This is a genomic window from Francisella salimarina (genome assembly GCF_007923265.1).
Taxonomy (GTDB): domain Bacteria; phylum Pseudomonadota; class Gammaproteobacteria; order Francisellales; family Francisellaceae; genus Francisella; species Francisella salimarina.
On record NZ_VOJA01000004.1, the window covers coordinates 1 to 25,059 of the forward strand.

The window sequence follows — 25,059 nt, forward strand, 5'->3', positions numbered from 1 at the left end:
CTATGCTTTAGAACAAAAAATCGCCTCTTCTTTTAAACTTTACTTAATCATTTCTTTTTCAATAAATATGCTTAATCTTCTCATTGCACCTTCTAAAGTGTTTAAATTATCTGCACAACTTAATCTTATATAGTTTTTTAAACCAAAATAGCTTCCTGGAGTTATAGCTAAAGCCTGATCTTTTAATAAAGTTAAACAAAATTCTATATCATCTTTAAATTTAGTTTTTTGCAATAACTTTTCTATTTTTGGAAAAAGGTAAAAGGTTCCTAATGGTTTAACTATTTCAAAATCCTCTAAACTCTCTAAATAATTATAAACATACATCACTCTTTCTTGATAAATAGATGTATATCTTTTTAAATACTCATTATCTAAGGATAAAGCTTGTATAGAAGCTATTTGAGATATTGAGCAAGCACCACCAGTAGTTTGAGATTGTAGTTTTGTTATCGCATCTTTTAAAATCTCTGGAGCTATAACATATCCCACTCTCCAACCAGCCATCGCATAACCTTTTGACACTCCACTAGCTATAATAAACCTATTTGATAAATCTGGAGCAACTTGTAACAAAGAAATAGCATTACTATCAAATAAAGTTTGATCATATATTTCATCTGAAATAATCCATATATTTGGATATTTCCTGATTAACTGTGCAAAATATGCCAATGTTTCTTCTGAATAAACAACACCTGTAGGGTTGTTAGGGGAGTTTAGAATAATAGCTTTTGTTTTGGATGTTATAGCTTTTTCAATTTCTTTAATATCTAATTGGAAATTATTTTCAGCATGGGTTTTTACTATAACTGATTTTGCTCCAGCCAATTTTAGCTGCTCTGGATAACATACCCAATACGGTGCGCAATAAATAGCTTCATCTCCATCATCAAAAATACATGTAAAAATATTATGTATACTTTGTTTAGTTCCACTAGTTACACAAACCTGGCTTTTATTAAAGTTTAAACCATAATCTCTTTTATATCTCTTAACTATGGCTTCTTTTAATTCAGAAATTCCATCTATTGGAGGGTACTTAGTAATATTATTATCTATAGCTCTTTTAGCAGCCTCTTTGACACAGTCCGGTGAGAAAAACCCTGGCTCTCCTATAGAAAGAGATATTACATTTCTTCCCTGCTGCTTTAACTCCGCTGCTAATTCAGACATTATAACTGTAGCTGATACCTCAATACTGTTTACTTTATTACTAATTTTTAGCATTATTCGACCTTATATTTTTTATACTAACCAGCTAGAAGATTTTTTACTTTGTCTTACAGTCTGAAGCTGTCCTTTATAACAGACTACTTCAGCGGGTAAACTATGACACAAGAAAAAAGGCATACTCTCAGTAAAACCATAAGCTCCAGTTTGTTTAAATACTAAATAATCATTTGGCCTTATATCTTTTGGTAAGTTTACTACACCAACTTTATCTAGACTTGTGCATAAAGGTCCATGAATTTGAAAATCTTTATTTTCATTATCAGCTTCATCTCTAAATAACTCCGTCGGAAAGCTCTCTCCAGTCAAAGCTGGACGAACCAGATGATGGGCACCACCATCAGTTACTAGTAAATCAATATTATTTACTGATTTCCTATCGATAACCTTAGTTACATAGACTCCACTTTCTGCAACAGCATATCTACCAAGCTCTAACCAATACTCTATGTCAGGAAACTCTTTTTTAAGATTATTAAAGCAAGATATTAAGTCATTGATTGACACCGCTTTTTGACTAGAGTTGTAAGGAACACCTATTCCGCCACCTAAATCTATAATTTTTAAAGAAACATTAATAGCCTCACTTAAATCTAGCAAAGCCTTAGTTATTGTCTTCCATATTTGAGATAGTTTATCTAAACAAAGAATATTTCCCCACTGAAAACAATGCATTCCAATTATAGACATATTATTAGAAATATCTGGAGCACTATCAAAAAAGTCTTTCCAATCATTTATTGATAATCCAAAAGGAGTTACGCAACCTCCTCCTCCAAGAACATTACTTTCTTGATCATTCCATACAAGCTGTATTCTCAAAAGAACCTCAACATTTATATTCTTTTTTTCCACAAGGTCTGATAAATCTTTAAATTGATTTATACTCTCGATTACAAAAATTCTAACCCCTTGAGCTAGAAAATATTCTAGTTGAGAATATGACTTAGCTGGACCTGTATGCAGAATATTCTTAGGATTTACTCCTTGGGATAAAACTTGATCTAATTCTCCAATACTAGCAACATCAAAATTTATATTTTGCTCATCGAAGACTTTAACTATTTTAGATAGAGGATTTGCTTTTAGTGCATACCATAATTTTACTGGTAGTTTTTTCAGTTCTTTAGCATGTGTCTCCAACATATCCAAATCATAATAAAAAAAAGGAGCATCACATTCTTTAGAGATAATCTCCAAATTATCTCTATGTGCTTCTATATTCATTAAACTACCTCAATATCTCTTCTAGTGTTAATGAAGCGTCACTTTTCTCATCTCTATATTTAATAATGATTGGACAATAAGCTTGAAGACCATTTTCTTGAGCCCAACTAGTTCTCATAGGCCGACTACCTGGAATAATTACTGCATTCTCTGGAATTTTTGAGCCTTTATCTAAAACCTCATCATTCACAGCATCATAAACAGCTACACCTTTTGATAAAACAACAGATGGCGCTATAACAGCACCTTTTCCAACTACAATACCCTCAACGATAACAGCACCTGCGCCAACAAACACATCATCCTCAACAACCACAGGATTCATCCCTATCGGCTCTAAAACACCACCTATTTGAACTCCTGCCGATAAATGTACATTTTTACCAATTTGAGCACATGAACCAACTAGAGCATGGCTATCAACCATAGTTCCAGAATCAACGTATGCTCCTATATTAATATAAGCTGGAGGCATAATAATAACAGATGATGCTACATATGCCCCTGCTCTAACTGACGAACCTCCTGGGACCAATCTAACACCATCGTTAGCACTAAATCTTCGCGCCGGCAGGTTATCCTTATCAACAAATCCATTATAGATTCCAGAAAGCTCAGTATTACTACCAGCTCTAAAAGCAGCTAATATACCTTTTTTTACTTCTTGATTTGCGACCCAATCTCCATTTTCCAATTTAGTTGCTGCTCTTAATGTGCCCTTTTCTAACTCTTTAATAATATTTTTCCAATCCATTTTAAATCTATCTCCTCTACTTATATATGACTAAACCAATCTTTAACTAAACTATCAGCTCCTATTAATAAACTTAAATCCTGAAGTTCATTAGCTAAAAGCGGTGCTCTTAAAGTGTTTGTCGTAATGACACCACTATATGCTAGCCATGCCTTAACAGGTATTGGATTTGAGACACTAAAGCAAGATCTCGCAGCAACTTCCCAGATTACCTTATCCGTTATTGCTATTTGATGAGCAAGACTTTGTTTAACATACTCTTTTGTTTGTTCTGGCCATATATTGGATATAACTGAAACAAGACCTTTTGCACCAACATTTGCCAACTCTGGCAATAAACCGTCCTCTCCACTATATATAATTAGATTTGGAGCTAGCTCATGATAACGAGCACATCTTTGGATATCTCCAGAAGCCTCTTTTAATGCCCAAAGATTTGGGTGATCTTTTAAATTGACCAGAACTTCTTCAGCTAAGTTAACACCGGTCCTTGAAGGAACGTTATATAACATACAAGGTCTGTCAGCTTTATCCAAAATAGTTTTAAACCAAATGGTTTGACTAGCAGAGCCTGGTTTTGCGTAAAGAGGTGTAACAACAAGAAAAGAATCTACCCTCTGTGTTTGACAAAACTCTACCCACTCAAGTTGCTTAGCAAGCTGAAATCCTCCTACGCCAATCATAATTGGAACATTAAGATTTAAGCTAGTAACAAATCTTACAACGTCACACTGCTCATCAAAGTCTAAAGCCAATGCCTCTCCAGTGCTTCCTAAAATCAGAACACCACATCCTTGATACTCTTGAATTCTTAACAACTTCTCAAAACCATCCCAATCAACTGAACCATCTTCAAGCATTGGTGTAATTAATGCTGTATATAACCTATTATTAATATCTATAGACATAACCTTTCTCCTACTAACTCATCAAAATAAACAAAACCGGTAATACCTCTTTCAACAGCTTCTCTTGCCGCCCACACAGCTCCTTCAGCAAAGAGATTTCTATTATGAGCAGTATGCTTAAGCTCTATTGTTTCATGAGGTGTATTTACCTTCACTTGATGCTGTCCTTTTATGTCCCCCTCCCTAATAGACTCTATAGATACATCTCCTATACTTAACCAATTTCTCCAAGATACTGCTGTACCGCTAGGAGAATCAACTTTGTGAATATGGTGTTTTTCTGTAATAGAATAGTTTGTTCCTTCATTTAACTGTTTTAATTGCCCCAATGATGCCAACATGTTTTTTACAATTACCATTGATAAGCTGAAATTATTCGCAACAACCCAAGTTTTTTGATTCTGATTTACAAAATTAATAAAGTTTTGATCCCAGTTATATCCTGTTGTACCACAGATTACAGGAACATTTGATTCTAATAATGTAGGTAAAAGCTCTTGCAACACTTTTGCATTAACAAAAACTATAGCTATATCTACATTTTGCAAAGCTTCTAGCGTTAATATATTTTTTGAATCATATATACCAGCAACTTCTTCTTGTGATAATAAGTCTGATACTGCTGAACCAGTTTTTCCATTACCAACTATAGCCACTCTCATATTATCTCCCCCTAGCTAAAAAAACTGTTATAAACGTTATTAACTACCTTTTGAGCATCCTGGCTAGCGACTAACATACATATACTATTCTCACTAGCTCCGTGACTAAAAAGTCGAATATTATAATCCCTTAGGCTACTGAATAGCTCTCCACTAACTCCACTTATCTGATGCAGATCACTACCAACCACACTCACTAGAGACAAGTCATTCTCAACTTTAATATTTACATTACCTATAGACTCTATATCTTTTAAAAGTTCTGGAGCTACCAAATCATCTCCCATAGATTGACTCCCTAACTTATCTAAAGTAATCGCAATACTAACCTCACTAGTAGAAACCAAGTCAACAGCAATATTATGATTAGCAAGTATGTTAAAAACTTTCACTAAAAAGCCTTGTGAACCAAACATATTAAAGCTTTTAATAGTTAATAATGTTTGATCTTTTCTCTCAGCTACAGCAATGATATTTCTATCTTCATCCATTTTCTGTGTAATTAGTGTTCCACCAAGCTCTGGTTGAAAGGTAGATCCAATGTATATATCAAAGTTACTAGCCATCGCGGGCCAAAAAGTTTTTGGATGAACAACTTTCGCACCAAAAGTAGCTAACTCAGCAGCCTCACTAAAACCTAAAGTACTCAACGAACTTGCATTAGGAATAACTCTTGGATCAGCCTGATAGATACCTGTTACATCTGTGAAAATTTTCAATTGATTAGCTTTTATCGCTTGAGTATATAAGGAAGCTGAATAGTCACCACACCCCCTTCCTAAAGTAGTAGTGTTACCATAACTATCTGAACCAATAAAGCCTCCCATGACACAAACATATCCTTGATTAATTTTAGGTAAGATATGCTCAATAGCATTAGTTTCTAAAGCAAGCAAATCTGGACTAGCACAACCAAAGTGACTATTGGTCTTTAAGATTTCTCTTGAATCCAAATGATAAGCATTTATGCCATTTTGATTAAACACATTTGTAACTAACATAGAAGAAATTATTTCACCGAAAGCTAGAATGGAATCAGATAATTGTTTACCACTAAAATAAGCAGCCATATTTGCAAACATTCTAAGCTCTGAAATCATATTATTAATAGAGCTCGTTACATCATTTGAGTTTATGGACTCTAATATTGGATTAATTATAGTTTCTACTTGCTCTATAATTTTTTCTGCTTCAGAGCCATCTTTACTATTATTTGCTAGCTGAATTAATAAATTAGTAATACCCGACTGAGCACTTACAATTACTAATTTTATCCTATTATCTGAATTAACTATATTAGCACACTGCCTAATAGTTTGTTGATTTGCTACACTTGTGCCACCAAACTTGGCGACTATTGTTTCTGACATATTAGCTCTCCTATCTAATAGCTACATATCAGACGAGAGAACATAAAATTTGAGAAATACATACACAAATAAAGCACTCCACGTCGATATAAATTTTAAACGACATGACAGTTCTGCTACCTTTCAATATCAGAACCAAGACTACCAATCATAAACTTGGATAATCTTTCGGCATTGGCTCTATCTGTTCTAGTGATCATAGGGGTTTATGCGCCTAACACTAGAGATATAACAAATGCACCTCTTTAATTACACTTTTGACTAAGTGTTAAAATTGAGTCTAACATCGCACTAATCTTAGATAAAAGCTTTTTATAGCAAAAGATTAGTTTTTCTCATAGCACTTAACAAAACTTCAGAACAATATATAATTACCCCATATCCCGTAGCAAAGAGATTAAAAATGACTCATGAATATTTATTATGGATAGCGCTTGCTGCATACTCAGTACATGTACTAGAAGAGCTAAGCTTCAATTGGAAAAAATGGGCTAACTCGACTCTCGGACTTAAAACATTAGAGTGGAACCACTTCTATGTTGCCAACAGTGTAGTTATGTTTATTGCTATTGCTGCTGCGATGGTTGGTTGGAAGCTTCCTGCTTTTGGTTTAATTATCGCTGCTCTTATGTATATAAATGGAATTTTTTTCCATATTCTACCAACAATAGTTCAACGTAAAATATCTCCAGGCGTAATAACCGCGACAGTACTTTTCTTACCAGTTGCATCATGGATTTATTATGGAGCATATCTAGACGGAGTTCTATCATTAGCTAACTTCACATTATCATTAGTGCTTGGCGGATTGTTAATGGCTTCGCCCATTGTATTTATAAAACTAAATCAAAAGCTCAATCCTGAATAAAGATTAATCTGCAAATTTATCTGTTGCTCTGACTAAAGCTTCCAGAATTCCCAGTTCGCTGATAGAGTGACCAGCATCTGCTACAATATCTAGCTCTGCCTTCGGCCAAACTTTATGCAAATCCCAAGCACTTACTGCTGGGCACACCATATCATAGCGACCTTGCACTATCACACCAGGAATACCTTTAATCTTATATGCCTCATTCAATAATTGAGCCTCTTCGATAAATAATTTATTTTTAAAATAGTGACATTCAATTCTTGCAAAAGCTAAGCTAAACTTATCCTGTCCATACTTATCTATAGATTTCTTATCTACAAATAACTTACTTGCTGATGCCTCCCAAACACTCCAAGCTATAGCAGCCTTTTGCTTTAGCTTCTCATCATCACCTGTAAGTATTGCATGATATGCTGATATAAAATCTTTTCTTTGTTCTACCGGAATCGGTTCTATATATTTTTCCCACATATCAGGAAATACCATACTAGCACCATGCTGGTATAACCACGACAGCTCTTTTTCTCGCCCAAGAAATATACCTCTAAGAACAAGCTCTGTCACAACATCTGGATAGGCTTGAGCATAAGCCAATCCTAAAGTACTACCCCAGGATCCACCAAAAAGCATCCACTTATCAATATTCAATTTTTTACGAATTTTTTCAAAATCTTCAATTAAGTCTTGAGTGGTATTTTCTCTAAGCTCAGCAAATGGAGTACTTTTACCACAACCGCGCTGATCTACTAATATTACTCGATACTTATCTGGGTTAAAGTATTGCCTATAACTTGGTTGAATACCACCTCCTGGACCACCGTGAATAAATAGTGCAGGTTTCCCACTAGGGTTACCACACTCTTCAAAATATATTGTATGGATATCTGAAACTTTTAAAAACTCTTGATTAAATGGTTCTATTTCTGGATACAATGGCATGATACACCTATAACTCTTAAACCTCATTAACTAAAAGTATCTACCAAAAAAAATAACTAAGCAAATCAAGATTTAGCTAAAGTAAAATATTTTTCTGATTCACATCTAATATTTTTAGAAAATCATCTGTCGAAATTTGCTTAACTTCACAAATTTTATTGATCACTTTAAATAGTAAGGTTGGCATCCCATCATTTTGCTCCTTACCCAGTAGCCATGAATATGATGAAGGGTTATCTGTCTCTATCAAGATCCTATCCAACGGTATTCGTCTAGTTATCTCTCTAATATGTTCTCTAAATAGAATCTCAACACCAATTGAGAAATGACCACCCAATGCCAAATATTTATCCAACACATCAAGATCTCCTGCATACCAGTGGACAATAAACCTATGTCGCTTATATCTTTCTAAAGTTTGCAAAACTTCTAGCTCTGCTCCACTTGTATGCAAATTTAGCAATTTTTTATCTACAGCTGAGTGCGAGACTATATATTCAAATACTTGCTGCTGATCTCTAAATGGAGCGGCATAATCCAAAAACTTCTTATCTAAACCAATCTCTCCTATGTACTTACCCTCAAACAAGTATTTATCTAAAGACATTAGATCATGTACATATATATCCGCCTTCCATGGATGAATACCAAATGATGGAATAATAAAATTATACTTATCGCTTAAAGCTTTTATTAAAATATAAGAAGGAATACACATTGCTACAGATAAGAGCTTTATATTATGAGTTCGACACTCTGTAGCTACTTTACTTAAATCTTCTGATGAATATTTATCTGTATGAACATGCGCATCTAATATCATTTATATATACATTAATTTTTTCCAATGAATATAGCCGTATATTGCCACAATTAGATATACAAATGTAGTAATAGCAGCAAATGCTAAATCTTTATACATATATAACAGTACATAAGTAGAATCGACAACCATCCATATCATCCAGTTATCTATTATTTTTCTGCTTGCTAGAAAAACACAAACAAGTGATGCCACACTTGTAAAACCATCCATATATGGCGTTGTTGAGTCTGTATAGTTTATGAGTAGCTGAGAAACCACCAAACCAAACACTCCAATACTTACTAAAACTTTTAACCAGCCAATAATTTTAAGTCTATGAACAACTACCTTTTTGTGACTAAAGTTAGGTTGCCAACTATACCAACCATACCCAAAACTAAATAAAAGAATTATCTGCAATATAGCATCAGCATACAATCCACTTATCGAAAACAATCCCGCACTCATAATCAAACCAATAATACCCACAGGCCAACCAATAACGTATAGCCCTGCCAATAAAAAAGTACACAAAAGATTGATAATCATAGTACAAAAATCAAGAAGATGAATCATGGCTCTATTAAAGATGAATTTTTAAACATTATAATAACTTGTATTTTTGAATAAAAAAACTGATGATCTAAATAATACAAATAACTAGCGTAAGCTATTAGTAAGATAAAGAAATAATTGACTATGTCTAAAAGCAGATATATTATCACTTATGCTTGTTATAACATATTTAATGTGAGGATCAAATCATGAAACTAAAAAAAATACTAACTGCATCTTTACTTGCAGCATCAGCATTATCACTAAGTAGCTGTTGGTTAGTTGTAGCTGGTGCAGTAGGTGCTGGTACAGTTGCTTATGTTGATGGTAAGTATTCAATGAACCTAGATGGTAGCCTAAAAGATGTTACTAATGCAACTCTTAAAGCTATTAGTGAAAATGATAATTTAGAAATCACTAAGAAAAATATAGCCCCAACTAAAACTGATATCAAAGGTAAAACTAAAGTAGGCTCTACTGATTTCTATGTTGAAATACGTGAAATTACTAAGAATGCATCAAAAGTAACTATCAAATTTGGTACATTTGGTGATCAAGCAATGTCAGCAACGCTAATGGGACAAATCCAAAAAGATCTATAATTTAAAGGTTAAACGATATGAATATCTTTAAAAAAATACTAGTTGTAACAGCAATATCCTTTTCAACATTAGCTCTTAATAGTTGTATCGTAACTGCTGTTGCTGTTGGTGGTGGTACTGTCGCTTATGTAGAAGGTAACTATTCTATGAATATAGAAGGTAACTATATTGCTGTATATAAAGCTGCTCTTAAGGCAATAAAAGATAACAACGACTTTGTTTTAGTATCTAAAGACACCGACACAACCAAACAAACAGCTGATATCGAAGGTGCTACAAAAATAGATAGCACAAGCTTTACAATAAAAATAGAAAGTCTTACAGATAAAATAGCTAAAGTAACTATTAAGTTTGGTAATTTTGGTGACCAAGCAATGTCATCGAAACTTATGGATCAAATTCAGGCTAACGTACACAAAGCTTCTTAGTAATGTTCAAAAAAGCTCGCTTTATTATTCTATCAGCTATCATTCTAATATCTCTTAATAGCTGTGTTGCTACTGCTGTTATAATAGGTGCTGCAGTTGTTGCAGGTGGCGCTGTATACTATGTAAATGGTGACTATATAATTGAAGTGCCCAAAGATATTCGCTCTGTATATAATGCAACTATCAAAACAATGCAAATGGATAAACAATATTCACTACTTAGCCAGTCATATAAAGATAAAACAGCAGAGGTTAAAGCTTCACAAAATGGTAATGATGTAACGATTAAGTTAACTAGTCTAAGCACCCGCTCTACTGAAATAAAAATTCGGGTCGGAACTCTCGGTGATGAAAAGGATTCTATAAATATAGCAAATGCGATCACTAAAAATATAACCTAGATAAGTATTTATCCAATTTTGGTCAACTTTTACTTTTTAAAAACTTTCAAATATGTATAATTTGTGTTAATTCAGAAACCACTCAGTATTACTGTATTATCATGAGTAATAAAGTACTAGACACATATTACAAAAACAATCGCCATATATGGGTGTTGGTATTATCTGGAGCTATTATAGGTACATTGGTAGGCCTATTTGCAACATTTTTCCAACTAATCCTAGACTCTATTACTGAACTTAAAAAAATGCTGTTCTCTTTAAGTGGTGGTAATCTATTTGTTGAAATTATAATGTCTGTTACGCTAACTATAACTATGGTAGTGATATCAATTCTTATAGTTAGAAAATTTGCCAAAGAAGCTGGTGGTAGCGGTATCCAAGAAGTAGAAGGAGCGCTAAAAGGATGTCGAAAGCTCCGTAAAAGAGTAGTTCCTGTAAAGTTTGTGAGTGGACTTTTCTCTTTAGGTTCTGGTTTAAGCTTAGGTAAAGAAGGTCCTTCAATACACATGGCTGCTGCATTAGCTCAGTTCTTTGTAGATAAGTTTAGGCTTACCAAGAAGTACGCAAACGCTGTAATATCTGCTGGTGCTGGTGCTGGTTTAGCTGCTGCATTCAACACCCCTCTTTCAGGGATTGTCTTTGTAATTGAGGAAATGAATAGAAAATTCAGATTTAGTGTTTCTGCAATAAAATGTGTTCTAGTAGCCTGTATAATGAGTACTATTGTTTCTAGAGCTATTATGGGCAATCCCCCTGCAATACGTGTCGAGACATTTAGTGCAGTTCCACAAAATACTCTTTGGTTATTTATGGTGCTGGGCATTATCTTTGGATATTTTGGACTACTATTTAACAAATCAATTATCAAAGTCGCTAACTTCTTTTCAGATGGGTCTAAAAGAAGATACTGGACTCTAGTTATAACTGTTTGTATCGTATTTGGTGTCGGTGTAGTACTTTCTCCAAATGCTGTAGGCGGTGGCTATATCGTAATAGCAAACGCCCTAGACTACAACTTATCTATCAAAATGCTTTTAGTTTTATTTGCGCTTCGTTTTGCCGGTGTAATTTTCTCATATGGGACTGGTGTTACAGGTGGTATATTTGCACCGATGATTGCTCTTGGCACTGTTTTTGGTCTTGCTTATGGTCTATCTATAGCTCAGCTTTTCCCTGAATATAATATTGATGCTGGTGTCTTTGCTGTAGCTGGAATGAGTGCCTTATTTACTGCGACAGTAGGCGCGCCATTGACTGGTATTGTGCTAGTAATGGAAATGACTTGGAACTTCCACCTTTTGCTTCCTTTGATGATAACCTGCTTTAGTGCATCGATGCTGACATATATCCATCATCAAAAACCAATATATGATACGCTATTAAGACGTACTATTTCTAATGAAAGAAAGCAGCAGGCAAAGGAAAAAAATGAGCGAAACCAAAAACCAGCTCCAAATACTCAAGGACAAACTATCACAAAAGAAGAAGTATAATCACGCAATTTCTCTAATGCATTGGGACTTGGAAACAGAGGCCCCTAAAAACTCAATCAACACCACATCTGAAGTTATTGGTTTTTTCAGTGAAAAAATCTATGAAATAACTAATAGTAAAGAAATAACCCAAAGCTTAAAGTGTTTGAATAACAACTTGTCAGCACTTGATGAGACTAACAAAAGGATTGTGTATCTAACAGCAAAGCAAAAAGATAGACTAAGCAAAATACCAAAAGATGAATATGTCACATACAACAAACTACTATCACAAGCTCAAAATATTTGGACCAAAGCTCGTAAGGATAATGACTTTGAAGTATTTGCTCCATATTTAGAAGAGATTATAAAGTATCAAAAAAAGTATATCGAAAGAATTGGCTATAATGAGCACCCCTATGATGTGCTTCTTGATGATTATGAAGAAGGTATGACTGTTGCAAAATTAGAACCTTTCTTTAACAGTCTAAAAGAAAAAATTGTACCCCTTCTAGAAAAAATAAAAAACGCCCATCAAGTTGATACTAGCTGTATCGATAAACCGTATGGTATCGATAAGCAAAAAAAATATTCTCACAAAATAGCTAAGCAATTAGGATTTAACTTTGATAGTGGTATTCTAAAAGAAAGTGTCCATCCATTTACTCTAAACTTCAATAAATATGATGTCAGAATGACAACACGCTATATTGAAGATCTTTTTACTTCTTCATTATTTAGTACGATCCATGAAACTGGTCATGCTATGTATGAGCAAAATATCGGTGATGATATTTATGATACTATATTAGGCACTGGTGTTAGCTTAGGCATACACGAATCACAATCACGGTTTTATGAAAACTTAGTCGGTAAAAATAAAGCCTTTTGGGATAGTAACTACACTAACTTACAAAGCTTATTTACTGAAAACTTAGCTAGTGTAAATAAAGAAGACTTCTATAAAGCTATTAATAAGGTTAGCCCTAGCCTAGTCCGTGTAGAAGCAGATGAATTAACTTATTCTCTACATATACTAGTGCGCTTTGAAATAGAAAAAGAAATCTTTGAAAAAAATCTCGATGTTAGCGAGTTGCCAAAGCTATGGAATGATAAATACCAAAAGTACCTAGGTATCACTCCAAATAATTTCTCTGATGGGATATTACAGGATGTTCACTGGTCTGCTGGATTGTTTGGCTATTTCCCAACTTATGCTCTTGGCAGTGCGTATGCTTCACAGATTTTTTACTATATGAATAAAGATTTTGATGTAAATAGTGCAATTAGAGAAAATAAGCTAGAGCTTATATTAAACTTCTTAAGTAAGCACATACACCAATTTGGCAGTCTAAAACCTGCTGATGAAATTATCCATGATATGTGTGGAGAATATCTAAACGCTAAATACTATATTAGTTATTTAGAGAAAAAATTCTCCAATATTTATAAGCTCTAACACATCTTAACTATCATTATACAAATCTACTTCTTTGGCAAGGTAAAAAGCAATATCTTTCTCATAGTACGCAGACTCATTTATAAATATAGGGTACCATTCTCCTTCAATATCTAGCAATCTATCTCCTCCATCTATTAACTCAAAAATAGGGCTACCACTACTAATAACCTGAAAATCTTTACCATGAAGAGCTTTATGAATTACTGCGTTGATATTACCCTCACTATCTCGCGGGTATTGAATAGTCTTAAATGGCTCGTACGCCTTACACTGCTTAACTTCAGGAGCATTACCATTATTTGATAATTCAATAAACTTTATTATTACATTAATAATCTCTATAGTTACCTCAATTGCATTGGGATCATAAATACTCGTATTAACAGAGCCTATTTCTATAGTTAAAGACATAGGAGCGATATTATTCATTGCCACACTTGTAATACTCCCGTGTTTAATTACTCTAAGATCATCTATTTGCTCAACTAAATAAGAGCATAGGTTATTAACAAATTGACTTTTACCGTCAGTAATAATAGTTTTGCCAAGATTTGAAGTTGTTGTATGCAGATCGACTAAAAAATCAACTGGAAAATTAGATTCTGAGCCATACATTTGATTAATTTCTCGAGCTCTTTGCATCTCATAACTATTCAACGAGATCTTTTTTAAGTCTTCCTCTGAAAAACAACGGTTTAGATCTTGATCTTTATATCTCTTACTTATCTCAAAAGCTTCTGGATTTGCCAATAATGGTATAACATCTAAAGACTTGGTTTTAGGAGGGTATTTCTCCATACGCTTGACTATATATATTCCAGTATATTCATTTCCATGAGTCCCACCAGACACTAGTAACTTATTAATTTTCATATTTAGGCAATATTTACCATTAAGTAAAACTATTATACATACAATTTTGTTATGAAAAGAACTGATTAAGTTTTTGAAGTCACAATGCTAGCCTTTGTAAGAAATATTAGCGATAATATAAAGCATTAAAATTCAATCATAGTATTTAAATGTCAAAACTAAATGCTTATTTTGGTGAGTATGGAGGTCAATTTGTACCACAAATACTTGTACCCGCTCTTGACCAACTAGAGCAAGAATTTATAAAAGCACAAGCTGATGAGGTTTTCAAACAGGAGTTTAGAGAGCTTTTAAAAGAGTATGCGGGCAGGCCCACAGCTCTGACAAAAACTAGAAATATAGTCAAAAATACAAAAACTAAATTATATCTAAAACGTGAAGATCTACTACACGGTGGTGCTCACAAAACTAACCAAGTACTTGGTCAGGCTCTACTTGCCAAGAGAATGGGTAAAAATGAGATAATTGCAGAAACAGGAGCTGGGCAACATGGTGTTGCTACTGCTTTGGCTTGCGCACTACTTGATCTAAAATGCAGAGTATATATGGGTGCTAAAGATGTGGAACGTCAAAGTCCCAATGTCTTTAGAATGAAGTTAATGGGTGCTGAAGTCATACCTGTACATAGTGGTTCAGCAACACTTAAAGATGCTTGTAACGAAGCACTAAGAGACTGGTCTGCAAATTATAATAAAGCTCACTATTTATTAGGTACTGCTGCAGGACCTCACCCTTTTCCGACAATTGTTAGAGAGTTTCAAAGAATGATTGGTGAAGAAACCAAGCAACAGATCCTTGCCAAGGAAGGTAGATTACCTGATGCTGTGATTGCCTGTGTTGGTGGTGGTTCAAATGCTATTGGAATGTTTGCTGATTTTATTGATGAAACCAGTGTAAAACTGATAGGTGTAGAACCTGCTGGTAAAGGTATCGAAACTGGTGAACATGGAGCGCCTCTCAAGCATGGTAAAACTGGTATATTTTTTGGCATGAAAGCACCATTGATGCAAAATACTGATGGTCAGATTGAAGAATCATACTCTGTATCAGCCGGACTAGATTTTCCATCTGTAGGCCCACAACATGCTCATTTACTAGCAATAGGACGTGCTGAGTATGCTTCAGTTACTGATGATGAGGCGTTAGATTCTTTTAAATTGTTATGCAAAAAAGAAGGAATTATCCCCGCTCTAGAATCATCTCATGCCTTAGCATATGCTCTTGAGCTTGCTTACGACAATCCCGAAAAAGAGCAGCTTTTGGTTGTTAATTTATCTGGGCGTGGTGATAAAGATATTTTTACAGTACATGACATTTTAAAGGAAAAGGGAGAGATTTAGTAATGGATAGATATACAACCCTTTTTGCAAGTTTAGAGAAAAAAAATGAAGGTGCTTTTATACCTTTTGTAACACTTGGTGACCCTAATAAAGAATTATCTCTTGAGATTATTGACACTCTAGTTAGCTCAGGTGCTGATGCTCTTGAACTAGGCATACCTTTTTCAGATCCTTTAGCAGATGGACCAACAATTCAAGAAGCAAATATTCGTGCCCTAGAGAGTGGCGTAACTCCTAAAGATTGTTTTGATATCCTCACAAAAATAAGAGTGAAACACCCTCATGTCCCCATTGGCTTATTGCTTTATGCTAATTTAGTCTATGCAAATGGTATAGAGAATTTTTATCAAAAATGTTTAGCTGCTGGGGTTGATTCTATACTTATAGCTGATGTGCCAGCCCATGAATCTAAAGAGTTTCGTGATATTGCTAAAAAAGTAGGTATCTCTCAGATATTTATTGCTCCACCTGATGCTAGTGAGGCTACTCTTAAGCAAATTTCTGAACTTGGAAGTGGTTATACGTATTTACTATCGAGAGTTGGTGTAACAGGTGCGGAAACTGCAGCAAATATGCCAGTGGAAGATGTACTAGCTAAACTTAGAGAATATAATGCGCCTAAGCCAGTTTTAGGCTTTGGTATCTCTAAACCTGAGCAGGTACAACAAGCTATCAAAGCAGGTGCTGCTGGTGCAATTTCAGGTTCTGCAACAGTAAAAATAATTCAAAACAATCTCTCAAATAAAGGAAAAATGCTTAGCGAGCTTGAATATTTCGTTAAAGAAATGAAAGCCGCAACTAAAAATAATTAAAGACTACTTTGTTTCTGTAAATTATAATTCTTTCTCCAAGTTATATAGCCATAGATAGCATTTATTAATGCTACAATTTTGGTAATAATAACAGGAATAATTGCAATAGTAATTGCTGAATCCAAAATCCCATCAACCCAAATTGAAATTGTCAAAACATCTACAGCCAACCACAGTATCCAAAATTCTTTAAATAACAATACTGTAAGTATAAAAGCTATAATTGAAGTAACTTCAACAATAGCATCTGCGACCAACCCCACATTTTGACCAAAATATAGATGTAAAACAAAGTACCCATATATAGTAGATACCACAGCTATAAAAGCCAAAATACTTATAAACTGTAATCTCGTTAATTTTTTAATTTTTATATGTTTTTCTTTAGTTGTGTTTTTGGGTCTAGTCCAGTTATACCAACCATAAAACTGTATTGGACACAAAAAAAGTACCGCAAGAAGTAATTGACCATAAACTTGATTTTGATACGAGATTACAGCGTACATAATTGCTGCTATAAGCCCTAAAACATAGTTAAAAACCTTCCCTTTAGCTGCCAATATCAGGTTTGTAATGCTGATAACAGAAAATACTAGTATAAATGCGCTACTCCCACTGATAGATGCCGCAACAACAGTTAATACTATACAGCTAACTAGCCAGCTAACCTCTCTTTTGCTCCAGCCAGTAAAAGTATTTTGTAACATACTCATTTTATAACTTAATAGAATATTTAGGATTGTATTTTAAAACTCTTGATATCAAGCTACAAGGATTATTTCATAGCTATAGATAGAAACTTGTCTATTTAATTATGAAACTATAAATATACTTAGACAAAACTTTATGAGTATAGCTAGTTGGATGCACCTGTCCGGCAAAAAGATATTTATCATATCTACCACTGACATAATCTTTTGGAATACAAGTAAGAGCATTTGGACCATCAAAGTCACACGCAGAGTGTGTTACATCAGAGAAGTTATACTCCACACCTTTTACTTTTATTTTTCTATCTTTAACAATAGTATTGAAAAACTTTTGAGCATCAATGATACTTACAGAATCAGGCAGGATATTGCTTGCAAGCTTCTCATTAAATGCTCTAGATAGTGAGTTGAATAACTCCACTTTAAAACTCTTAGCATCTATTCCATTTTCTGTTGCGGCTGGAGTTATACCTAAATCAGGCAAGTTAACTACAAATATATTTCTAGGTTTTGCTCCATGCTTAATCAAATATCTTACATCATTTGCTATATCTTCAGCAGCGCTTTCTACTTTTATTATCTCTTGGTCAGGTAATACTTCACCTGTGACTTTATATTTCATAAGATAGTATATCTTTGACAATATTGAGCGATTATCTGAGAAATATCCTAATTGAATAAAAAGATTATTAGCTCCTCCCCAAATAATATAAATACTATCAGGATCTGCCTTGTTCTGATGTTGCTTCAGATAACTATCAATTTGGTTATGCTTTTGAATATCCTCTTGTCCAACTGGACAGTTTTCACCCTCTCTCAAAGGTCCTAGTGGAGGTGGAGTATAGTCACCCTTATTACCAAGCCCTTTACAAACTGTCGTAGCTCCTCCAGCAGCATAGTTGTTGCCATCTAAAACAGGTTTCACTGATCTGTTGATGTTTTCACTTGGTGTATAAATATTATTTGGTGTAGATGAGATCTGATTATCTTGAGACAAAAACTGTATCCAAACAGTGCTACCTTTATCTGGACTTGTGAAGGTTGGTTGCTTAACCTCTTTCAAGTCGCCAGGAATTAGTGGCCAGCCACTATCTATATTGTGAAAATTATTTGTATATCCAGAGTCACTCAAACTATCACCAAAGATAACTATATTCTTTAGTTCTTGTGCAAAAGCTCCACCGCAAAAAAAATAGCAAATAATCAAAGTAAAGAAAGCTTTTTTATTCATATTTTATATAAAACTCTATAACAGGTGTGAATAATAGTACCTAAACAAAGCTTGTAAAGCCATATGGAGAGCCTCATCAAAACAACACTAAAACTTATATATATTTTTTTTCCAATAAGCATAATTTATTACTTGAAAAACAGCAAAGTATCCTTAAATATATAACAGATACTATTTCTTAGGGGGAAATAATGGATATAAATAAATTTACAATAAAACTACAAGAAGCATTAGCAGAAGCTCAATCTTATGCTTTTCAGCAGAAAACGACTGAGTTTACATCAGCACATATGCTGAAAGCTCTTTTGGAGCAAAATGATAGCGTTGCTATAGCTATATTAAGCGTTTGTGGCGTTGATACACAGAAGTTTGTAAAAGCTGTAAATGATATGGTTGATGGCGTTGCCGTATTATCTGGAGAAGGTAATCCTCAAATCACGCCATCTAGAGATCTGATAGCCACACTACATAAAATGCAAGATTTAGCTAATAAGAATGGTGATGAATTTATCTCAAGTGAGATTTTCCTATTAGCTTCTATAGAAGACAAAAGTTTAACTGGACTGTACAGTAAGTTTGGCATTACAAAAGAAAAACTTACAAAAGCAGTCAATGATTACCGTGGAGGGGAAAAAGTGAGTAGTCAAAATCAAGAAGATATGAAAGGTGCATTAGACAAATACACAGTAGATCTAACAGATCTAGCTAAAAAAGGTAAAATCGATCCGATTATCGGTAGAGATAGTGAAATACGTAGGACTATACAAGTATTACAAAGAAGAACTAAGAATAACCCTGTGCTTATAGGTGAGCCTGGTGTTGGTAAAACTGCTATTGTAGAAGGTTTAGCTCAACGAATAATTAATAATGAAGTCCCAGAAGGCGTAAAAGGTAAAAAAGTTCTATCTCTAGATATGGGTGCATTATTAGCTGGTGCTAAATTTAGAGGAGATTTTGAAGAGAGATTAAAATCTGTTTTAAAAGAATTATCAAAACAAGAAGGCAATGTGATTCTATTTATAGATGAGTTACATACTATGGTTGGTGCTGGTAAAGCAGAAGGCTCGATGGATGCTGGCAACATGCTAAAACCTGCTTTGGCTAGAGGTGAGCTAAAATGTGTTGGTGCAACGACTTTAGATGAATATCGTGAGTATGTTGAAAAAGATCCTGCGCTTGAAAGAAGATTCCAAAAAGTGCTTGTTGATGAGCCAACTGTTGAAGATACTATTGCTATACTTAGAGGTCTGAAAGAAAGATATGAGTTGCACCATGGTGTAAACATTACAGACTCTGCTATTGTGAGTGCTGCTACATTATCACATAGATATATCACAGATAGACAACTGCCTGATAAAGCTATTGATTTAGTGGATGAAGCAGCTAGCCAAATTCGTATGGAAATAGACTCTAAACCTGAAAAAATGGAGAGCCTGTACCGTAGAATTATTCAGCTAAAAATGCAACGTGAGCAGTTAAAAAAAGAAAAAGATGACGCTACCAAGAAGCGTTTAGAAATACTAGAGGCTGAAATCAAAGGCTTAGAGTCTGAGTATCAAGGCTTCGAAGAACTTTGGAAAGCTGAGAAGCTTAAAATGCAGGGCACAAGTAAGCTAAAAGAAGAACTTGAAAAATCCAAGTTTGAGCTTGAGAAATATCAAAGAGCTGGTGATCTAAGCAAAATGGCTGAGTTACAATACGGTAAAATACCAGAGCTTGAAGCTCAAATTAAACAAATTGAAGATACTGAAGCAGAACCCTCTGAAAATAAACTAGTCAGAACATCTGTCACAGAGAATGAAATTGCCGATGTCGTTTCTAAAGCTACGGGGATACCTGTATCTAAAATGATGGAAGGTGAAAAAGATAAGCTTCTAAACATGGAAAGCTTCCTACATAAAAGAGTAATTGGACAAGACCAAGCGATAAAAGCAGTATCTAATGCTGTAAGAAGATCTCGCTCCGGATTATCAGATCCAAATAGACCTATAGGTTCATTTATGTTCTTAGGTCCAACAGGTGTAGGTAAAACTGAGCTTACAAAAGCATTAGCAGAATTCTTATTTGATGATGAGGATGCAATGCTTAGAGTAGATATGTCTGAGTTTATGGAGAAACACTCTGTAGCTAGACTAATCGGTGCTCCTCCAGGATATGTGGGTTATGAGCAAGGCGGTTATCTAACTGAACATGTTAGAAGAAAACCTTATTCTGTAATCTTATTAGATGAGGTTGAGAAAGCTCACGCAGATGTATTTAATATCTTGCTACAAGTGTTGGATGATGGGCGACTAACTGATGGTCAAGGTAGAACAGTAGACTTCAAAAATACTGTAATAGTTATGACATCTAACCTTGGTTCGCATAGAATCCAAGAAATGCAAGGTCAAGACTATGACACAGTCAAAGACGCTGTAATGGAAATGGTACTTAGCCACTTCAGACCAGAATTTGTAAACAGGGTTGATGATGCTATTGTATTTGAACCTCTAAATAAAGAAATGATTACAGAAATAGCTAAGATACAAATCAAGCGCTTAGAAAAACGCTTAACTGATTTAGAGATTGCTCTAGAGGTGTCACCAAAAGCTATGGATAAGTTAGCAGATGCTGGTTTTGATCCTGTATTTGGTGCTAGACCATTAAAACGAGCTATACAAAATAACTTAGAAAATCCTCTTGCTCTTAAGTTACTCGATGGAGAATTTAAAGCTGAAGATAAAATAGTTGTTGATACCGACGCTGACAACAATATTACTTTTTCTAAGTAAATGCTACTGTATATTCCTTTAATTTTCTCTTTTTAGTTGGTAAAAATTGATAAATACTTATTAATTTTTACCAATTTATTATTCTTTGGTTAAATTATATAATAGTAACCTATTTTTATATAAAATTTAAAAGACCATATTTGGAGAAATTATATGAATCTAAAATATAAAAAACTCTTACTCAGTTCATTGTTGGCAACATATGGAGCTACAGGTTATGCTTCAGCTGTAGACTATAAAGCTGGGACCAGCTACTCTAAAGGTCAAGAAGTTAATAATGCAGAATCTTGCTATGTATGTAATATCCCTGGATGGTGCTCTTCTTCAGCTGCTTGGGCTTATGAGCCAGGCAAAGGTACTGCTTGGCAAGAAGCTTGGACAGAAGGATGCAAAGATCCTGGTCCATCTCCAGAACCAACTGCAGAGAAAACGGTTTCCGTTAAAATATCAGGAGATAGTTTACCTAGTGATGCAAAAATTGAATTCTCAGCAAACAATACATCTTATACAGTTGTAAATAATCAGGTAACTTTACCATACTCTGATAGTCAGCCTACCCATTATATAATTAGTGTAACCAGTGGCTCAATTTCTCCTGACTTCTTTGATATGACTAAAGACTCCACTAATGTGCCATTAAAATACAAGAAAGCAACACCTCCATCTCCAGGTAAATGTGATGCTATACCAAGTAATGTACAAGAATATACTCCTGCAGCATCAGGCTACTCTGCCAAAGCTTTCGTTAGATTTGAAGGAAGTATTTATGAAAATATGAAATGGTGGACTGATCAGTCACCCAAAGAAGCTCCTGATTTTTGGACATTATGTGGAGACATAATTCAAGCTCAAGTAAATGTCAAAACAACAGGTCTACCTCAAACTATAGATAAAATCGAGGTTAAAATTGATTCTCAAACATATACTATAAACCCTAACGACCCAACTCCTATAACAGTAGCGAAGGGTTCTCATAATGTTTCAGTTAGTAATGTCTTAAGCTCTGATGGCTCAACGAACTACGTTGCTAAAACTATTACACCTAACCCTATTGAAGTTAATGAAGAAAGTAAAAATATAAATTTAAATATAGCATTTGAAGCAGAAGATGTTAAACCTGCTAATGTTAGCTTCAATGTCAAGTTCCCTGAAGATGCTACACCAACTAAGACTGTGAATGCACAGAGAATATCTTCTACTGGAGATGTATATGGTGACTCTATAAACTTAGACAATGGTTCAAATACAACAAGCATCCCATCAAGAGGAGAGTTTATTATTAAACCTGGCACATTTAAATCAGGAGGTACTACTTATCAAGCAAATAGTATAACTATCGTAGATGGTCAAATTAAAGGTAATGACACTATTAATTACGAAGCTGCAGGTGCTTGGCCAGAGAAATCTATGGTTGGATACTGGGGTACTTGGACTTGGGGTCAAAGTCCAGAATTGGTAGAAAAATTAAGTGATTTTGCCGATTACTACAATGTAATAATCCCTGGGTTTTTGAAAGTCTCTGGGACTGATGTGCAAGGATTCTATGATCCTGTGAACCCTGAGTATCTCAGTCAAGCGATAGCAAAAGTTCATGCTAAAGGTGCTCTATTTATAGCATCTACGGGTGGACTAACAAACACATGGAATCCAACACTATCTAACGATAATACGGCATTAGCAGAGAATATTGTAAACTACCTTGCAGAAAACAACATGGATGGTTTTGATTTTGATCTTGAAGGATCTTCTATAAAAGGTACTGCTACATGGCAAAATCAAATCAAAGATGTAATATCAAAAATGCGTGAGTATGCAGAAAGTGATAAAATGAAAGACAAATTCCCAAGAGGCTTCTACATCACAGCAGCTCCTCAAACATATGTAGATACAGGAGTTCCTGCAAACATATACTGGACAGCAACAGGTGGCGCTTACAATATTTTCAAAGATATGCTTCCTACTGATGCTTGCGGTGGTAATGTCTGTTTTGATGCTCTTCTAATTCAAAACTACAATAATAAAGCCCCAGACTGGACAAATGAAGCACCAACGCTATCAATGAAAATAGCATCAGACTCACTGAAGACTGCTAACAATACAAAAACAAAAATAGTTATAGGTGATGACTTTGCTCCTAGTGAACATAGCTACGCTACACCAGAAGAGTTAAAGACAGCATATACTACAGGAGATAGCGAAGGCTCTGCTCTTAATAGTTATGATAACTTCTCTGGATTTATGGTTTGGTCTTTAGGACAGAACCCTTCAACAATTGACCCTCTAGACTTTGGTAAGCAGATTACTGAGTTCTATCCTCTAGCAAAGAAGTAGTCTTTTCTAAAAAAACAAAACTGTACTTATCTCTTAGCTTTTATTAGTTAGCAACTTCGACATTTTTAAATTACTTAGTTGTTAATATTTGCGATATTAGATATATTTTTAAATATAATTTATAAGCAAATCACTAGTGAAATAAAAATCTGTTATCAAAACGATAAAATAGCCATAGTTTACTCTAACAAATACCTAATATATAATTTAAGAAACTTAAGCTTAATCATCAAAACATGAGCAACTTCCAAGAAATTATTAGATCATATAGAGAGTACAAAGGCTTAAGTATAACTACTGTTGCTGATGCGATTAACATACCTGAAGAAACTATAATAATTATAGAACAAGGAGATAGTTATAAAATCACTCAACAGCCCTCAACCATATTAAAAGATAGAATAAAGCGATACTGTGAGTATCTTAACATCCCAAAAAACCATATAACTTATATATTAAACAGTATAGATATACTGTACTACAAGAAAGCCAAGTATGGGAAAATGAAGCTTTTTGACTACTTTAATCGCATAGCTATTATTAGCATATCTTTACTAATAATATACTTATCATCTAACATTATTGAGAAAAAAATAGCTAATTCCCACTCACCAAATACCCAATCAAACGATAAAAGTCTAAATACATTAGCAACAACAAACTATGAAAGCTTTATTCAAAAAAGTCAGCCACTGCTCTACAGTAGAGCAACTGATAAGCTTCCAATAACTCAAAAAAATACAGTTTCAAAGCAAGCAGTTGATAATAACACAAGAGAGTCAGATAGTAGCTCAGAGATTATAAAACCTCAAATAGAAAAATCTCCTGATATTACAGCAAAGTCAGAGAAGCAAGATAATGAGCATAATAAAACAGTACTAGAGAGTCAGCCATCAACAATTTTAGAGCAAAAAAACCAAGATCAAAGTAATAATATAGAGTCTAAGGATCTATCTCCTCAAGCACAGGTAAATAATAAAACATATATAATAAAATCTGGTGACTCATTATATAAAATTGCACAGATGGTTTTAGATAAAATTGATAATAACGATGATTATAGTAATTATGATTTAATTCTCTCAATCAAAGGGTTAAATCTAAAAGATGATCCGGATATTATTAACGATACTATCTTTGCCCGTGAAGAGCTAAATATCCCTACAACTGATGAGCAAATTAAAAACGGTATAAAAATATACAAACAGTATAGTAATAATTAAGTCCTTAAAATCAACTTCATCGTTATAATTTTTTATATAATTCTAGATATATAGTATTATTTAAATATTATTTTTA

The 25,059-nt window shown here is 34.1% G+C and carries 23 protein-coding genes and 1 riboswitch; of the genes, 11 read left to right on the forward strand and 12 right to left on the reverse strand.

Translation table 11 applies throughout. The annotated features are described in order from the left end of the window. Positions 1-39: 39 nt before the first annotated feature. The 6 genes from FQ699_RS05475 to lysC are packed head-to-tail and all read right to left on the reverse strand — an operon-like array spanning position 40 to position 6,154. Entirely contained in the window at positions 40-1,230 is a 1,191-nt protein-coding gene (locus FQ699_RS05475; RefSeq protein WP_146421487.1) for a pyridoxal phosphate-dependent aminotransferase, read from the reverse strand. An 18-nt stretch (positions 1,231-1,248) separates the two neighbouring features. Then, a complete protein-coding gene (locus tag FQ699_RS05480; protein ID WP_146421488.1) occupies positions 1,249-2,460 on the reverse strand; it encodes a PLP-dependent decarboxylase in 1,212 nt (403 codons plus the stop codon). Between the two features lie 4 nt (positions 2,461-2,464). Further along, entirely contained in the window at positions 2,465-3,214 is a 750-nt protein-coding gene (locus tag FQ699_RS05485) for a 2,3,4,5-tetrahydropyridine-2,6-dicarboxylate N-succinyltransferase (RefSeq protein ID WP_146421489.1), read from the reverse strand. Positions 3,215-3,234: 20 nt separating this feature from the next. Continuing rightward, positions 3,235-4,122, reverse strand: coding sequence for a 4-hydroxy-tetrahydrodipicolinate synthase (dapA, locus tag FQ699_RS05490; protein WP_146421490.1), 888 nt, complete (start codon positions 4,120-4,122; stop codon positions 3,235-3,237). Further along, positions 4,113-4,784, reverse strand: coding sequence for a 4-hydroxy-tetrahydrodipicolinate reductase (locus FQ699_RS05495; RefSeq protein WP_146421491.1), 672 nt, complete (start codon positions 4,782-4,784; stop codon positions 4,113-4,115). The genes dapA and FQ699_RS05495 overlap by 10 nt, the downstream gene beginning before the upstream one ends. 11 nt (positions 4,785-4,795) lie before the next feature. Further along, the gene (gene lysC / locus FQ699_RS05500; RefSeq protein ID WP_146421492.1) at positions 4,796-6,154 is read right to left on the reverse strand and encodes a lysine-sensitive aspartokinase 3; all 1,359 of its coding nucleotides are present in this window, start codon (positions 6,152-6,154) and stop codon (positions 4,796-4,798) included. A 63-nt stretch (positions 6,155-6,217) separates the two neighbouring features. After that, positions 6,218-6,408, reverse strand: a riboswitch (Lysine riboswitch). Positions 6,409-6,557: 149 nt separating this feature from the next. Here lysC and FQ699_RS05505 point away from each other — a divergent pair. Then, positions 6,558-7,022, forward strand: a complete 465-nt coding sequence (locus tag FQ699_RS05505) for an HXXEE domain-containing protein (RefSeq protein WP_146421493.1) — start codon at positions 6,558-6,560, stop codon at positions 7,020-7,022. Positions 7,023-7,025: 3 nt separating this feature from the next. Here the strand turns inward: FQ699_RS05505 and pip are convergent, their stop codons facing one another. The 3 genes from pip to pnuC (FQ699_RS05520) all read right to left on the reverse strand — a co-directional run bounded on the left by pip (position 7,026) and on the right by pnuC (FQ699_RS05520) (position 9,345). Continuing rightward, the gene (gene pip, locus FQ699_RS05510; RefSeq protein WP_146421494.1) at positions 7,026-7,964 is read right to left on the reverse strand and encodes a prolyl aminopeptidase; all 939 of its coding nucleotides are present in this window, start codon (positions 7,962-7,964) and stop codon (positions 7,026-7,028) included. A 76-nt stretch (positions 7,965-8,040) separates the two neighbouring features. Then, positions 8,041-8,787 (reverse strand): TatD family hydrolase, encoded by a 747-nt coding sequence (locus tag FQ699_RS05515; RefSeq protein ID WP_146421495.1) that lies wholly within the window; start codon positions 8,785-8,787, stop codon positions 8,041-8,043. Next, the gene (gene pnuC / locus FQ699_RS05520) at positions 8,788-9,345 is read right to left on the reverse strand and encodes a nicotinamide riboside transporter PnuC (protein ID WP_146421496.1); all 558 of its coding nucleotides are present in this window, start codon (positions 9,343-9,345) and stop codon (positions 8,788-8,790) included. It lies immediately after the preceding gene. A 188-nt stretch (positions 9,346-9,533) separates the two neighbouring features. Here pnuC (FQ699_RS05520) and FQ699_RS05525 point away from each other — a divergent pair, with 188 nt between their 5' ends. The 5 genes from FQ699_RS05525 to FQ699_RS05545 all read left to right on the forward strand — a co-directional run bounded on the left by FQ699_RS05525 (position 9,534) and on the right by FQ699_RS05545 (position 13,689). Beyond that, complete coding sequence (locus FQ699_RS05525) at positions 9,534-9,926, forward strand: DUF3568 family protein (RefSeq protein WP_146421497.1); 393 nt, start codon at positions 9,534-9,536, stop codon at positions 9,924-9,926. 17 nt (positions 9,927-9,943) lie between these two features. Continuing rightward, positions 9,944-10,354, forward strand: a complete 411-nt coding sequence (locus FQ699_RS05530) for a DUF3568 domain-containing protein (protein ID WP_146421498.1) — start codon at positions 9,944-9,946, stop codon at positions 10,352-10,354. A gap of 2 nt (positions 10,355-10,356) precedes the next feature. Next, the gene (locus FQ699_RS05535; RefSeq protein WP_146421499.1) at positions 10,357-10,755 is read left to right on the forward strand and encodes a DUF3568 family protein; all 399 of its coding nucleotides are present in this window, start codon (positions 10,357-10,359) and stop codon (positions 10,753-10,755) included. 101 nt (positions 10,756-10,856) lie between these two features. Next, the gene (clcA, locus tag FQ699_RS05540; RefSeq protein ID WP_146421500.1) at positions 10,857-12,251 is read left to right on the forward strand and encodes a H(+)/Cl(-) exchange transporter ClcA; all 1,395 of its coding nucleotides are present in this window, start codon (positions 10,857-10,859) and stop codon (positions 12,249-12,251) included. Further along, positions 12,187-13,689, forward strand: coding sequence for a carboxypeptidase M32 (locus tag FQ699_RS05545; protein ID WP_146421501.1), 1,503 nt, complete (start codon positions 12,187-12,189; stop codon positions 13,687-13,689). Before clcA ends, FQ699_RS05545 begins: the two co-directional genes overlap by 65 nt. Before the next feature lie 6 nt (positions 13,690-13,695). Here the strand turns inward: FQ699_RS05545 and FQ699_RS05550 are convergent, their stop codons facing one another. After that, positions 13,696-14,565 carry an aspartoacylase gene (locus FQ699_RS05550; RefSeq protein ID WP_146421502.1) on the reverse strand — a complete coding sequence of 290 codons (870 nt, stop codon included), beginning with the start codon at positions 14,563-14,565 and terminating at the stop codon, positions 13,696-13,698. A gap of 149 nt (positions 14,566-14,714) precedes the next feature. Between FQ699_RS05550 and trpB the strand changes: the two genes are divergently transcribed. Together trpB and trpA are read left to right on the forward strand one after the other, a co-directional pair. Continuing rightward, complete coding sequence (gene trpB / locus FQ699_RS05555; RefSeq protein ID WP_146421503.1) at positions 14,715-15,905, forward strand: tryptophan synthase subunit beta; 1,191 nt, start codon at positions 14,715-14,717, stop codon at positions 15,903-15,905. A 2-nt stretch (positions 15,906-15,907) separates the two neighbouring features. After that, a complete protein-coding gene (gene trpA / locus FQ699_RS05560) occupies positions 15,908-16,717 on the forward strand; it encodes a tryptophan synthase subunit alpha (protein WP_146421504.1) in 810 nt (269 codons plus the stop codon). Here trpA and pnuC (FQ699_RS05565) read toward each other — a convergent pair. Further along, on the reverse strand, positions 16,714-17,430 hold the full coding sequence (gene pnuC / locus FQ699_RS05565; protein WP_146421505.1) for a nicotinamide riboside transporter PnuC: 717 nt from the start codon (positions 17,428-17,430) through the stop codon (positions 16,714-16,716). The two genes, trpA and pnuC (FQ699_RS05565), sit on opposite strands and share 4 nt — an antisense overlap. Positions 17,431-17,521: 91 nt before the next feature. Next, positions 17,522-18,658 carry an SGNH/GDSL hydrolase family protein gene (locus tag FQ699_RS05570; RefSeq protein ID WP_146421506.1) on the reverse strand — a complete coding sequence of 379 codons (1,137 nt, stop codon included), beginning with the start codon at positions 18,656-18,658 and terminating at the stop codon, positions 17,522-17,524. 191 nt (positions 18,659-18,849) lie between these two features. Here FQ699_RS05570 and clpB point away from each other — a divergent pair, with 191 nt between their 5' ends. The 3 genes from clpB (at position 18,850) to FQ699_RS05585 (ending at position 24,983) form a co-directional block, all read left to right on the forward strand. After that, a complete protein-coding gene (clpB, locus tag FQ699_RS05575; protein ID WP_146421507.1) occupies positions 18,850-21,429 on the forward strand; it encodes an ATP-dependent chaperone ClpB in 2,580 nt (859 codons plus the stop codon). 153 nt (positions 21,430-21,582) lie between these two features. Further along, complete coding sequence (locus tag FQ699_RS05580) at positions 21,583-23,760, forward strand: glycosyl hydrolase family 18 protein (RefSeq protein WP_146421508.1); 2,178 nt, start codon at positions 21,583-21,585, stop codon at positions 23,758-23,760. A gap of 236 nt (positions 23,761-23,996) precedes the next feature. Beyond that, the gene (locus FQ699_RS05585) at positions 23,997-24,983 is read left to right on the forward strand and encodes a helix-turn-helix domain-containing protein (protein ID WP_146421509.1); all 987 of its coding nucleotides are present in this window, start codon (positions 23,997-23,999) and stop codon (positions 24,981-24,983) included. Positions 24,984-25,059: the final 76 nt, after the last annotated feature.

Excerpts from the sequence above, each read along its gene's own strand:
- FQ699_RS05475 (WP_146421487.1), bottom strand. The coding sequence starts at position 1,230 with ATGCTAAAAATTAGTAATAAAGTAAACAGTATTGAGGTATCAGCTACA.
- FQ699_RS05480 (WP_146421488.1), bottom strand. The coding sequence starts at position 2,460 with ATGAATATAGAAGCACATAGAGATAATTTGGAGATTATCTCTAAAGAA.
- FQ699_RS05485 (WP_146421489.1), bottom strand. The coding sequence starts at position 3,214 with ATGGATTGGAAAAATATTATTAAAGAGTTAGAAAAGGGCACATTAAGA.
- dapA (WP_146421490.1), bottom strand. The coding sequence starts at position 4,122 with ATGTCTATAGATATTAATAATAGGTTATATACAGCATTAATTACACCA.
- FQ699_RS05495 (WP_146421491.1), bottom strand. The coding sequence starts at position 4,784 with ATGAGAGTGGCTATAGTTGGTAATGGAAAAACTGGTTCAGCAGTATCA.
- lysC (WP_146421492.1), bottom strand. The coding sequence starts at position 6,154 with ATGTCAGAAACAATAGTCGCCAAGTTTGGTGGCACAAGTGTAGCAAAT.
- FQ699_RS05505 (WP_146421493.1), top strand. The coding sequence starts at position 6,558 with ATGACTCATGAATATTTATTATGGATAGCGCTTGCTGCATACTCAGTA.
- pip (WP_146421494.1), bottom strand. The coding sequence starts at position 7,964 with ATGCCATTGTATCCAGAAATAGAACCATTTAATCAAGAGTTTTTAAAA.
- FQ699_RS05515 (WP_146421495.1), bottom strand. The coding sequence starts at position 8,787 with ATGATATTAGATGCGCATGTTCATACAGATAAATATTCATCAGAAGAT.
- pnuC (WP_146421496.1), bottom strand. The coding sequence starts at position 9,345 with ATGATTCATCTTCTTGATTTTTGTACTATGATTATCAATCTTTTGTGT.
- FQ699_RS05525 (WP_146421497.1), top strand. The coding sequence starts at position 9,534 with ATGAAACTAAAAAAAATACTAACTGCATCTTTACTTGCAGCATCAGCA.
- FQ699_RS05530 (WP_146421498.1), top strand. The coding sequence starts at position 9,944 with ATGAATATCTTTAAAAAAATACTAGTTGTAACAGCAATATCCTTTTCA.
- FQ699_RS05535 (WP_146421499.1), top strand. The coding sequence starts at position 10,357 with ATGTTCAAAAAAGCTCGCTTTATTATTCTATCAGCTATCATTCTAATA.
- clcA (WP_146421500.1), top strand. The coding sequence starts at position 10,857 with ATGAGTAATAAAGTACTAGACACATATTACAAAAACAATCGCCATATA.
- FQ699_RS05545 (WP_146421501.1), top strand. The coding sequence starts at position 12,187 with ATGAGCGAAACCAAAAACCAGCTCCAAATACTCAAGGACAAACTATCA.
- FQ699_RS05550 (WP_146421502.1), bottom strand. The coding sequence starts at position 14,565 with ATGAAAATTAATAAGTTACTAGTGTCTGGTGGGACTCATGGAAATGAA.
- trpB (WP_146421503.1), top strand. The coding sequence starts at position 14,715 with ATGTCAAAACTAAATGCTTATTTTGGTGAGTATGGAGGTCAATTTGTA.
- trpA (WP_146421504.1), top strand. The coding sequence starts at position 15,908 with ATGGATAGATATACAACCCTTTTTGCAAGTTTAGAGAAAAAAAATGAA.
- pnuC (WP_146421505.1), bottom strand. The coding sequence starts at position 17,430 with ATGAGTATGTTACAAAATACTTTTACTGGCTGGAGCAAAAGAGAGGTT.
- FQ699_RS05570 (WP_146421506.1), bottom strand. The coding sequence starts at position 18,658 with ATGAATAAAAAAGCTTTCTTTACTTTGATTATTTGCTATTTTTTTTGC.
- clpB (WP_146421507.1), top strand. The coding sequence starts at position 18,850 with ATGGATATAAATAAATTTACAATAAAACTACAAGAAGCATTAGCAGAA.
- FQ699_RS05580 (WP_146421508.1), top strand. The coding sequence starts at position 21,583 with ATGAATCTAAAATATAAAAAACTCTTACTCAGTTCATTGTTGGCAACA.
- FQ699_RS05585 (WP_146421509.1), top strand. The coding sequence starts at position 23,997 with ATGAGCAACTTCCAAGAAATTATTAGATCATATAGAGAGTACAAAGGC.